Raw genomic sequence first — 12147 nt, 5'->3', positions numbered from 1 at the left:
GCAGTCATCCAACCCAGGTCTGAAGGAGTTTTTGTGCTGCGCAGCCACGCCGCGGGTTCGCTACGGGACAGCGACGCCGGACAGCAGGTGACGTTGGCCGGTTGGGTGGCGCGCCGCCGCGATCACGGCGGTGTCATCTTCATCGACCTGCGTGACGCGTCCGGCGTCGCCCAGGTGGTCTTCCGTGAATCCGAGGTGTTGGCCCAGGCGCACCGGCTGCGCTCGGAGTTCTGCGTCGCCGTCACCGGCGTGGTCGAGATCCGCCCGGAAGGCAACGCCAACCCCGACATCGCCACCGGCGACATCGAGGTCAACGCCACCGCGCTGACCGTGCTGGGGGAGTCCGCGGCGCTGCCGTTCCAGCTCGACGAGCCGGCGGGGGAGGAGCTGCGGCTGAAGTACCGCTACCTGGATCTGCGCCGCGACGCACCGGCTGCGGCAATCCGGTTGCGCGCCAAGGTGAATGCGGCCGCCCGCGAGGTGCTGGGCCGGCACGACTTCGTCGAGATCGAGACACCGACCATCACCCGCTCCACGCCGGAGGGCGCGCGTGACTTCCTGGTGCCGGCCCGGTTGCGGCCGGGCACGTTCTATGCGCTGCCGCAAAGCCCGCAGCTGTTCAAGCAGCTGCTGATGGTGGCCGGCATGGAGCGCTACTACCAGATCGCCCGCTGCTACCGCGACGAAGATTTCCGTGCCGACCGCCAGCCCGAGTTCACCCAGCTCGACATGGAGCTCAGCTTCGTCGACGTCGACGACGTCATCGCGATCTCCGAGGAGATCCTGGCCGCGCTGTGGGCCCTGATCGGATACCAGATCCCCACCCCGATCCCGCGGATGACCTACGCCGACGCCATGCGCCGGTTCGGCTCCGACAAGCCCGACCTGCGCTTCGGTCTGGAGCTCGTCGAATGCGCAGAGTTCTTCAAAGACACGACGTTCCGGGTTTTCCAGGCACCCTATGTGGGTGCGTTGGTGATGCCCGGCGGGGCGTCCCAACCGCGGCGCACGCTGGACGGCTGGCAGGAATGGGCCAAGCAGCGCGGGCATCGGGGCCTGGCCTACGTGCTGGTGGGTGACGACGGCACGCTGGGCGGACCGGTCGCCAAGAACCTGACCGACGCCGAGCGCGACGGCCTGGCCGCTCACGTCGGCGCCGGCCCGGGCGACTGCATCTTCTTCTCGGCCGGCCCGGTGAAGCCGTCGCGCGCACTGCTGGGGGCGGCGCGCTCGGAGATCGCTCACCGGCTGGGTCTGATCGAACCCGGCAGCTGGGCGTTCGTCTGGGTGGTGGACCCGCCGTTGTTCGAGCCGGCCGACGACGCGGTGGAGGCCGGTGACGTCGCTGTCGGTTCCGGGGCGTGGACCGCGGTGCACCACGCATTCACCTCGCCGAAGGCCGAACACCAGGGCATCGTCGACAGCGACCCCGGCGCGGTGCTGGCCGACGCCTACGACATCGTCTGCAACGGCAACGAGATCGGCGGCGGCTCGATTCGTATCCACCGGCGCGATATTCAGGAGCGGGTGTTCGCGGTGATGGGCCTCGATCCCGCCGAAGCCGAGGAGAAATTCGGATTCCTGTTGGAGGCGTTCACCTTTGGCGCGCCGCCGCACGGCGGGATCGCGTTCGGCTGGGACCGGATCAATGCGTTGCTGTCCGGCGTCGACTCGATCCGCGAGGTGATCGCGTTCCCCAAAACCGGCGGTGGCGTCGACCCGTTGACCGATGCGCCCGCGCCGATCACCGCGCAGCAGCGCAAGGAGTCGGGAATAGATTTCACGCCCAAGCCGGTTCAGGGGGCATGACCGACAGGGATCTGGCTGAGCTGGCCAAGACGTTCAATCAGGACATCATCGCGGAGTTCCGCGCCAACGACGGGAAGGTGGGCGGCCAGTTCGAAGGCGCCGACCTGTTGCTGTTGCACACCACCGGCGCCAAGTCCGGCGAGCAACGGATCTCGCCGCTGGCCTACTTCGACATCGACGGCAAGCTGATCATCATCGGGTCCTTCGCTGGGGCGCCGGTGAGTCCGGCGTGGGTACACAACCTGCGGGCAAATCCTGCTGCCCGGATCGAAATCGGCACCGACGCCTACGACGTGACCGCGCGCGAACTGCCCGCCGAGGAGCGCGACGCGCTGTTCGACAAGGTCACCGCCAAGGCGCCCGGCTTCGCCGAGTATCAGTCGAAGACCACCCGGGTGATCCCGCTGTTCGAATTGCAGCGCGGACGCAGCGCAAGGGCGGCGGCAACGGCTACGACGACTTAGCCAGGAACTCCTTCACCAGCCGCCGCGGCGCCTGGGTCAGCCACGCCTCGGTGATCAACTCCTCGAGCTCGAAGAACCCGATATCGGCCAGCGTGACCAGCACGGCCGGGTAGCCGTCGAAGTGTGGGGTGGTGAAGTAGATGTCCGGCTCGTCGGCGATCAGCGCGAACTTCACGCCCTCGTCAGGCACCCGTACGCCCAGGATGTCGCCTGTCGGCGGCTGCACCCCGTGGCGCGTCAGCGCTTCGATGTCCGACCTGCGCAACGGGCGCTCCCAGGCCAGCAGCTTCTTGCCGACCCGCCAGTCGTGCTGTGAATGTTCGACGACCAGCGGCAACTCGGCGGCGATGCGCGCGACGTCGTCCCAGGTAGCCACGCCTCTCATTGTGCGCGCGTTTGCCGTGCTGAGGAATATCCAGCGCAGAAATCAGCCCACCGACATCGTTTGCTCGGCGGTCTGCTGCCCGCTCAGCCAGGTCACCAGCTTGTCGTAGACCGACGGGTGGTTGAGCAGATCGAAGTGGTTGAGGCCGGCCAGGATGAGCCCGTGTGCGGCGTCGAACGGGATCGACCGGTACTTGCCCTGACCCGCCGCGCTCTTCGGCCGGACCAGGTGGTCGCCCATCAGCAGACCCACCGCACGCGGCGCCGCGGTGGTGGAGACGAAGTGGTAGACCGCGCCGGGCAGGAACGGCACCTCCTGGCACCGGTCGCGCAGGAATTCGTCCGGGTCGCAGTCTTGCCAGTCTTCGTCGAGCAGAGCGCCGTAACGCAGGTCCTTCACGCCGGCGCTGCGGGTGTTGAGGAACTTCGACACGCCTCGGGTCTCGGGAAGCTGCGCCAGCACGAAGGATGCGGCGTTGACACCCTTTTCCAGGTCGGCTCCCAGATGCGGCGAGCCCAGGCACACCACGTGGGACACGTCGTCGGTCCACGCGTGTTCGTGCTGCTGGCCGTAGTGGCACGCGCTGCGCGAGACCAGCCCACCCATGGAATGGCCCACCAGCACCAGTTCCTCCACCGCAACCGGCCACACCGCGTACAGCCGATCGATCAGATCGGCCAGCGCCTGCCCGTTCTGGGAGATGTGCAGGCCGCTGTTGTAGCGCAGGTAGACCGGCGTGTAGCCGAGGTCCTTGCGCAGGCGTTTGCCGTAGGGGCGCAGTTCTTCGCCGGTGCGCGGTGCGCGCCACCAGGACCGCTCGGTCATGCACCAGCCGTGGGTGAAGACCACGATCCGGCTGGTGGCTTTCGGGAACGCCGTGGCGATGGCGTCCCTGCTCAACCCGACCGGCAGCCCCTTGCGGCGGATCTGCATGGTGAGCGCCAAGCCGTTGTCGCGGTTGGTCATCTCGTCGCCGTAGATGCCGTTGAGCGCGGCCAGCACCCCGGCGATCCGGGGCCGGGCCTCGATCGTCTCGTCGTCCTCATTGCTGCACGTGTTGGCAGCCAACGCCCCGGCGCCGTAGAGGGACCCGCGCACCGCGTGGTCCACCAGGCTGTAGATGGTGGACGCGGTGGTGTCGTGCACCACCCGCACCGGCGCGGCTGCCGGGCCGATGGTGCCGAAGACCCGGCCGGCGATACCCCGATGAATGTCCCGGACCAGCGTGGTCAGCACCCGGGTGCCTTCCCCCGCGAGATCGGCCAGCGAACGGATTTCGTCTGCCTGCACAACAAGCTCCTTTCGGCGTTTCAGTGAACAAGTGTTCCCGTTTCGCGTCCGATTGCAAACCGGCCGGCCAGATTCCCGGGTCTGCCCGCCGCAGCGCCGGCCGGCCCCCAGTAGGTTTGGGCATGTGACGGACTTTCGGGACACCAAGCGCTACCGGGTCACGCATCGCACCGAATACCGCTACTCCGACCTCGTGACCGGCTCCTACGGTCGCGGGTTCCTCACCCCGCGTGATTCGCTGCGCCAGCGCTGCGTCGCGCACCGGCTGGTCATCGACCCGGAGCCGGCGGACAGATCCACCAGCCGCGACACCTACGGCAACATCAGCTCGTACTTTCACGTCACCACACCGCACCGCGCGCTGACCATCATCAGCGACTCGATCGTCGACGTCGGACTGCCGACCGCCGACCTCTACACCAGCGGGCCGGCGCTGCAACCGTGGGAGGCGGCCCGCCCGGCCGGGATGCAGGGCGCGCTGGCTACCGATTTCACCCTCGACCTCACCCCGCCCGAGATCACCGACGAGGTACGCGACTACGCCGCACCCAGTTTCGCGCCCGGCCGCCCTCTGGTGGAGGTGTTGCGCGACCTGGCAAACCGCATCTACACCGACTTCACCTACCGTTCCGGTTCGACGACGGTTTCCACACGCGTCAACGAGGTTCTGACGGCGCGTGAAGGGGTATGCCAGGACTTCGCGAGGCTGGCGATCGCCTGTCTGCGCGCCAACGGTTTGGCGGCCTGCTACGTATCGGGATACCTGGCCACCAACCCGCCCCCCGGAAAGGATCGAATGATAGGCATCGACGCGACCCACGCCTGGGCGTCGGTATGGACGCCGCAACAGGCGGGTCAGCACGAGTGGATGGGGCTCGACCCCACCAACGACGCGCTGGTCGATCAGCGCTACATTGTGGTCGGGCGCGGCCGCGACTACGCCGATGTGCCACCGCTGCGCGGCATCATCTACACCAACTCCAAGCGCAGTGTCATCGACGTCGGTGTCGACGTCGTCCCATTCGAAGGTGATGAACTCTATGCGTGATTTCAGTTGTCCCAACTGTGGCCAACGCCTGACATTCGAGAACTCGGCCTGCCTGAATTGCGGCAGCGCCCTTGGCTTTTCGCTGGAACAGATGGCGCTGCTGGTGATCGCCAAAAAGGAAGAAGACAGCGACCACGCCGGCGCCGTCGCGGCGGCCGAATATCAGCTGTGCGCCAATCTGTATGTGGCGGAATGCAATTGGCTGGTCCCGGTCGATCCGCCGGGCACCCTGTGCGAGTCCTGCTCGCTGACCATCGAGCGGCCCAACGATGACGACACGGTTGGTCTGCCCGAGTTCGCCCGGGCCGAAGCGGCGAAGCGGCGTCTGGTCGCCGAACTGCACGAACTGAAACTGCCGATCATCGGCCGTGATGAAGATCCGGACTACGGACTGGCCTTCCGGTTGCTGTCCAGTGCGCACCAGAATGTCATCACCGGTCACGAAAACGGCGTCATCACATTGGATCTGGCTGAGGGTGACGACGTGCACCGCGAGCAGTTGCGGGTGGAGATGGACGAACCGTACCGCACCCTGCTCGGGCACTTCCGCCACGAGGTGGGCCACTACTACTTCTACCGGCTGATCCAGTCGCCGGAGTACCTGGCGCGGTTCAACGAGTTGTTCGGAGACCCCGACTCCGACTATCAGGCGGCGCTGGACCGGCACTACAGCGAGGGCGCACCGGACGGCTGGGAGAAGAACTACGTCTCCTCGTACGCGACCATGCACCCCGCCGAGGACTGGGCGGAGACGTTTGCGCACTACCTGCACATCCGCGACACGCTGGACACCTCGGCGTCCTGCGGCCTGGCGCCGGCGGCGGCCACGTTCGACCGACCGCCGTTGGGACCCAGCGCGTTTCCCACCATCATCGACATGTGGCTGCCGTTGTCGTGGTCGCTGAACATGGTGAACCGGTCGATGGGCCACGACGACCTGTATCCGTTCGTGCTGCCGCCGGCGGTGCTGGACAAGATGCAGTTCGTGCACACCGTGATCGACGAGACCACCGCGGCCGCCTGAGCTCGGCGCCGCTACGCGGGCATCGTCCGGCGCTCGTCGGGGCCACCCCATAGGGGCTGCATGCCGCCGGGCAACGCCAACTGCGTCGCAGCAAGCGCGTCGGCCAGGTCGCGCAGTGCGGCGTGCACCCAGGTGAGCAGCTCGGCCAGTTCTTCGCGGTGCCCGTCGACCAGCTCTTCCAACTCGGCGGGATCCGAGCGGCGCAGCCGGGTGCCGATCTCGTCCACGATCCGTTCCGGGCGTGACGAGCCCGACGAGCCGGGCAGGTCTTTGAGGCGCGCGCGCAACCGCTCCACCTGGTACAGCAGCGAGCGCGGGTTCTGCGGGTCGAACAGCATCAGTTCGGTCACCGCGGCCACGCTGACCTTGCCCAGCGTGCGACGACGGTAGATGACCGACGACTCGCAGGCCACCAGGGTGGCTTCCACGATGGACTGTTCGGCCACCGTGCCGCGCACCGTGGTCAGCGTGTCGGCCAGCAGCGCGGTCAACCACAGCCCGCGCTCGATCCGCTTGCCGATGTCCATCATCGTCCAGCCCACGTCGCGCACCATCGACTCGCCGGCCACCCCCGACAGGGTCAGCATCCCGGCCAACGCCTGCGACTGCGCGGCGGCCAGCAGCGCATCGGCCTCGGCCAGCGACTGCGGCGGGTCGGACCGCAGCGCGACGGCGCGTTCGACACTGGCCAGCACCATCCAGGTGTCGTTGGACAACTGGTCGCGCACCGCGCGCGCCGACAGCGCCAGCCCTTCCACCGACTGGATCAGCGAACCCGGCCGGTCCAGCTCGACCGTCATCGACCACAGCATCGAAGGAGCCACCGCGATCATCTCGGCGTGGTCGTACTCGGTGGCACCGCCCGCGCCGGTGTCGGTCCCGGTGATGCGGCCCAGCGCGGCCATCAGCACCGGCACGCACTCGCTTTCCTCGCTGTCCTGATGGTGGCGGTAGACGTGGTAGCGTTCGCGCGCCACGATCAACAGTCGCGCCATGTTCTCGGCGCGCTCGCCGTAGCGTCCCATCCAGAACAGATCGGACAGCACCCGTGGCGAGCTGACACCCCAGGTGCCGGCGCCGGTCTTGGCCGGCTGCGGCGCCGAGGGCAGGGTGATCGTCTCGGCTGTCGCGCGTTCCGTCGGGCGCACCCACACATCTTTGGCCGCAACGGTTTTCATGGTGTATGCAGCCGAACCTGGGGCGGTCACATAGCCCAGGCCGCCGATCATCGGGGCGTACCCGCCGCGCTGGGCGACGGTGAACAGCCGCATCCCGACACCGGCCGAGGACAGCACGCCGGCATGGTCGGTGGGGGCCGAGGAGAAGGTGGGCAGCACCTGACCGGCCCACCGCCACGGCACCGCTTCGATGCGGGCGGTCAACTCGGCGAGCTGCGCGGCCGACAGCGTCGGGCCGACCAGGGGTTCCCCGCCGTCCACCGGTTTGATCAGCAACGACGGCAGGTTCGCCAGCAGGTGTGAGAGCTCGGCCGGGATGCCGCCCCAGTAGACGGGTGCGGTCTGCAGCTGCAGGTCCTCGCCGAGCAGCCGCTCGGCCAGCTCCGGCAGGAAGCGCAGCAGCCCGGGGCTTTCCAGGATGCCGCTGCCCAGCGTGTTGACCACCGTCACCGTGCCGCGGTGCAGCGCCTCCACCAGCCCGACCACGCCCAGGCGGGAGTCGGCGCGCAGGTCGAGCGGGTCCACGTAGCTCGCGTCGACCCGGCGCAGCACCACGTCGACGCGTTTGAGGGTGCCCAGCGACCGCATCCACAGCTTGCCGTCGCGCACCACCAGGTCCGCGCTCTCCACCAGCGGGAAACCCAGCAGCGTGGCCAGATACGCCTGGTCGAACGCGGTCTCGGAGTAGATGCCGGGGCTCAGCACCACCACCACCGGGTCCTGCACCACGTCCGGCGCGGCGTCGATCAGCGCCAGCCGCAGCGCCTGCGCGAACGGGGTGTTCGCCCGCGGCGCGATCTGCTCGTAGAGGTCGGGGATCGCGTGCGCCAGCACCCGGCGATCGGCCAGCGCGTAGCCGGCGCCCGACGGCGCCTGAGTCCAGTCCGCGTTGACCCAGAAGTTGCCGTCGGAGCGCCGGCTGACATCGCAGCCGTGCATGAACAGCTGATGGTGCCCGGGCACGGTGATGCCGTTGGCGGGCCGGATGTAGCCGGGATGGGCAAAGACCAGCTGCGCGGGCAACAGTCCTTCGATGAGCAGCCGGCGCGGGCCGTACAGGTCGGCCAGCACGGCATCCAGCAGCCGCGAGCGCTGGACCAGCCCGGCTTCCAGCGCATCCCAGTCGGCCGCAGACACCACCAGCGGCAGCGTGTCCAGCCGCCACGGTCCGGGTTCGGGTCCGTGACCCGAGGCCGCTTCGCGCCCGGCCTGTCCGTCCGAGACCCCGGTGTAGGTGATGCCGTCGTGGTCGATCAGGCTGTGCACGACCGACCGCAGCCGGTTCAGGCCGCTGCGGCCGCGTTCGGCGATCGCGTCGGCAAGCTCGTCCCAGCCCGGCCGGACGTTGCCGTCGGCGTCGACGAACTCGTCGTAACCGGCACCGGGACCGTCGCGCAGATCGAACAGCGCTTCCTGGGTGCGCGCGGTGCGGTATCCGGCCAGCAGACGGTCGACGTCGTAGGACTCCGAGGAAGCTGCCGACGCTGCACTGAGACCGAGTGTCATATCTGCGGACGCCACTACCGCTGCACGGTACGCACGCGACGCAGATCCAGGATGCCCGGCGCGCCGACGTCGGTGAACAGTCGCGCCTGCTTTTCGCGCAGACCGGCCAGGTCGAGCTTGCCGGGTGTGAAGCCGGACGCCTCGAAGCGCCGCGCCCGGCGCGACTCGGCGGCCACGGCGTTGACCGGGGGCATGTCATAGGCAAGCCCACCGGGGTGAACGACGTGGTAGGTGCAGCCGCCGCGTGACGTCCCGGCGGTCAGGTCGATCAGCTCGAACTGCAGCGGGACATCGATGGAGATGGTCGGGTGCAACGCGCTCGGCGGCTGCCAGGCCTTATAGCGCACCCCGCCCACGTGAATATCGGGGTTGTCGGTCGCCAGCAGCGGTATCGGATAGCCGTTGCAGGTCACCGCATAGCGGTGTCGGTCGGCGCCGATGATCCGCACCTGGATGCGCTCCACCGAAGAGTCCACATAGCGGGCGGTGCCGGTGGCGGTGGATTCTTCGCCGAGGGTGTTCCACGGCTCGATGGCGCCGCGCAACTCGATCTCCACACCGTCGAACACCGCGGTGCCGATCCGCGGGAAGCGGAACTCGGTGAACGGGTCCAGCCAGCTGGTCTCGAAGGGGATGCCCTGCGCGCGCAGGTCGGCCGCCACGTCGGCGATGTCGTGGATCAGGAAGTGCGGCAGCAGGTACCGACCGTGCAGGTTGTCGCCGTGCCGGATCAGCGGAGCGCGCAGCGGCTGCTCCCAGAACCAGGCCACCAGCGACCGGACCAGCAGCGACTGCACCATCGCCATCCGCAGATGCGGCGGCATCTCGAACCCGCGCAACTCGAGCAGGCCCAGCCGGCCGCGGGAGCCTTCGGGACTGTAGAGCTTGTCGATGCAGAATTCGGCGCGGTGCGTGTTGCCGGTGATGTCGGTCAGCAGGTGGCGCAGCGCGCGATCGGTCACCCACGGCTTGGCCCCCCCACCGGCCGAGAGTCGCGCGATCTCGGCGAACGCGATCTCCAGCTCGTAGAGCGCCTCGTCGCGGCCCTCGTCCACCCGTGGCGCCTGGGAGGTGGTGCCGACGAACCGGCCCGCGAACAGGTAGGACAGCGCCGGGTGCCGCTGCCAGTAGGTGAGGAGCGAGACCAGCAGGTCGGGACGCCGCAGCAGCGGCGAGTCGGCTGGGGTGACGCCGCCGAGCGTGATGTGGTTACCGCCGCCGGTGCCGCCGTGGGTGCCGTCGATGTCGAACGACTCGGTGGACAGCCGGGTCAACCGGGCCTGCTCGTAGAGCGTTTCCAGCTGTCGGCGCTGCTCGTCGAAACTGGCCGTCGGCGCGACGTTGACCTCGATGACGCCGGGGTCGGGGGTGACCGTGGTGAAGATCAGCCGCGGGTCGGTCGGCGGGCCGTAACCCTCGATCACCACCGGGCAGCCGGCCTTGACCACCGCGGTCTCCACCCGCGCGACCAGGTCGATGAAATGTTCCAGGGCGGTGGTGGGCGGCAGGAAGATATACAGCAGCCCGTCGCGGACCTCGGCGACCAGGGCGGTCGTCGGCGCGTTCTCCGGGTCCACGACGACGGCTGTATCGCCCTCCGGTTCCGGCGGCAGCACCGACCCGAGGGTCCCCGGATCCACCTCGAACGACGCCGGGGGCGGTTGCCAGCTGATCGAACTCAGTGGCAACCGCAAGCCCGCCGGGGAATCGCCCTCGGTGAGCACCAGGCGCCCGCGCCGCAGTCGCCAGTTCGCGCTGGCCCAACCGGAGCCGTCGTCGCGGCGGTGCAGTGGCAGGACGAACGCCGCCGGGGTGGTGACCGCTTCGTCGAGCCGGGCCACCAGCGCGGCGCGGCCCGATTCGGTGTCCTGTTCGGCGTCGGGGTCCAGGTCGTCGCCGGGTGCCACCGGGTCACCGGCCGGCAGCCGGACCGACTTCGCCAACCGCACCAGCGGATCCTCGTACGCGGCGCGCACCTGGGTGAGCGGCAGCCCCAGCCCTTCGGCGACCGTCGCCAGCACGTCGCGTGCGGTCTCGTCGGCGACCGGGTCCGCCGGTTCGGGTGACCACGGGTCGGCCAGCAGCGTGTCGTCGCTCCACAGCGCGCGGCCGTCGGCGCGCCAATACAGACCGATCTGCCAGCGCGGCAGCGGCTCCCCGGGATACCACTTGCCCTGGCTGCGCTGCACCAGACCCTGCGGCGCCCACTGCGCCTTGAGCCGGGCGGCCAGCTCGGAGGCCAACCGCCGCTTGTGCGGTCCGTCGGCGGCGGTGCGCCATTCCGGGTCGACCTGATTGTCCACCGAGACGAACGTCGGCTCGCCACCCACCGTCAGCCGCACGTCGCCGGCGACCAGGCGCCGGTCGACCTGGTCGCCCAGCGCACAGATCGAGGCCCACGCGTCGTCGGTGTACGGCAACGTCACCCGCGGGTCTTCGTGCACCCGGGTGACGGTGTTGGTGAACTCCAGGGTCGAGGTACACGGATCGGTGCTGCCCGTGATCGGCGCGGCCGACGACGGATGCGGGGTGGCGGCCAGCGGGATGTGGCCTTCGCCGGCGAACAGCCCCGAGGTCGGGTCCAGCCCGATCCAGCCCGCGCCGGGCACGTACACCTCGGTCCACGCGTGCAGGTCGGTGAAGTCGGCGGCCGGTCCCGAGGGCCCGTCCAGGGGCGGCACGTCCGAGGCCAGCTGCACCAGGTAGCCCGACACGAATCGGGCGGCCAGCCCCAACTGGCGCAGGATCGACACCAGCAGCCATGCCGAGTCCCGGCAGGAGCCCACCCCGCTGCGCAGCGTGTGATCCGGCGTCTGGACGCCGGGTTCCATCCGCAGGCTGTAGCTGACGTCGGCGTTGATGGCCCGGTTCAGCGCGACCAGGAAGTCGATGGTGCGGGTGCCGGGGGGCACGTTGAAGTTGCCGACCCAGGCCTGCACCAAGTCGCCCGGGCCGGACCCTTCCGCGCCTTCGTCGACGGGACGCAGGAACGGTTCGAGGTCGTGCGCCAGCGCCTTGGGGTATAGCGATTTATCCGGGTCCCACGTCTCGGCCCACTCCTCGATGAAGAAGTCGAACGGGTTGATGACCTTGAGGTCGGCGATCAGGCCGACGGTGATGGTCAGCTCCCGGGTGGGCTTGGGGAAGACCAACCGGGCCAGAAAGTTGCCCAGCGCGTCCTGTTGCCAGTTGATGAAGTGCTCGCCGGGATCGATCCGCAGCGAGTAGGCCTCGATTGGGGTGCGGGAGTGTGGCGCCGGGCGCAACCGCACGACGTGCGGATACACCTGGACCAGCTTGTCAAAGGTGTAACTGGTGCGGTGCTCCAGTGCAACTTTGATACTCATAACCGCTGATCCCATCACATGAGACAGCCGCCCGCAGCGTGCGCCAGTGCTGGCTTACGTTGCGGGCGGCTGTTATTCGGGTTTTGGCCGTTCGGC

General features: G+C 68.8%; 8 protein-coding genes. 4 read left to right on the top strand and 4 right to left on the bottom strand.

Going from position 1 to position 12147, the window contains the following annotated elements; genetic code table 11:
• The first annotated feature begins 6 nt into the window (after window positions 1-6).
• Both aspS and AC5Y6Y_RS05275 read left to right on the top strand, forming a co-directional pair.
• A complete protein-coding gene (aspS, locus tag AC5Y6Y_RS05280) occupies window positions 7-1809 on the top strand; it encodes an aspartate--tRNA ligase (RefSeq protein ID WP_473139662.1) in 1803 nt (600 codons plus the stop codon).
• Window positions 1806-2273 (top strand): nitroreductase family deazaflavin-dependent oxidoreductase, encoded by a 468-nt coding sequence (locus tag AC5Y6Y_RS05275; RefSeq protein WP_473139540.1) that lies wholly within the window; start codon window positions 1806-1808, stop codon window positions 2271-2273. Before aspS ends, AC5Y6Y_RS05275 begins: the two co-directional genes overlap by 4 nt.
• Here the strand turns inward: AC5Y6Y_RS05275 and AC5Y6Y_RS05270 are convergent.
• Entirely contained in the window at window positions 2260-2649 is a 390-nt protein-coding gene (locus AC5Y6Y_RS05270) for an MmcQ/YjbR family DNA-binding protein (RefSeq protein WP_463824987.1), read from the bottom strand. The genes AC5Y6Y_RS05275 and AC5Y6Y_RS05270 overlap by 14 nt on opposite strands.
• 51 nt (window positions 2650-2700) lie before the next feature.
• Window positions 2701-3948, bottom strand: a complete 1248-nt coding sequence (locus AC5Y6Y_RS05265) for an esterase/lipase family protein (protein ID WP_473139541.1) — start codon at window positions 3946-3948, stop codon at window positions 2701-2703.
• A gap of 124 nt (window positions 3949-4072) precedes the next feature.
• Here AC5Y6Y_RS05265 and AC5Y6Y_RS05260 point away from each other — a divergent pair, with 124 nt between their 5' ends.
• Together AC5Y6Y_RS05260 and AC5Y6Y_RS05255 are read left to right on the top strand one after the other, a co-directional pair.
• Window positions 4073-4996 (top strand): transglutaminase family protein, encoded by a 924-nt coding sequence (locus AC5Y6Y_RS05260; RefSeq protein WP_473139542.1) that lies wholly within the window; start codon window positions 4073-4075, stop codon window positions 4994-4996.
• Entirely contained in the window at window positions 4989-6020 is a 1032-nt protein-coding gene (locus AC5Y6Y_RS05255; protein ID WP_463824990.1) for a zinc-binding metallopeptidase family protein, read from the top strand. Before AC5Y6Y_RS05260 ends, AC5Y6Y_RS05255 begins: the two co-directional genes overlap by 8 nt.
• A gap of 11 nt (window positions 6021-6031) precedes the next feature.
• On the opposite strand, the gene AC5Y6Y_RS05250 is transcribed toward AC5Y6Y_RS05255, so the two are convergent.
• Both AC5Y6Y_RS05250 and AC5Y6Y_RS05245 read right to left on the bottom strand, forming a co-directional pair.
• Window positions 6032-8704, bottom strand: coding sequence for a circularly permuted type 2 ATP-grasp protein (locus tag AC5Y6Y_RS05250; RefSeq protein WP_473139663.1), 2673 nt, complete (start codon window positions 8702-8704; stop codon window positions 6032-6034).
• Between the two features lie 14 nt (window positions 8705-8718).
• Window positions 8719-12051 (bottom strand): transglutaminase family protein, encoded by a 3333-nt coding sequence (locus tag AC5Y6Y_RS05245; RefSeq protein ID WP_473139543.1) that lies wholly within the window; start codon window positions 12049-12051, stop codon window positions 8719-8721.
• Between the last annotated feature and the right edge of the window lie 96 nt (window positions 12052-12147).

This window comes from Mycobacterium sp. NGS24, assembly GCF_059813065.1.
This window is presented reverse-complemented; position numbering and strand designations above follow the sequence as displayed.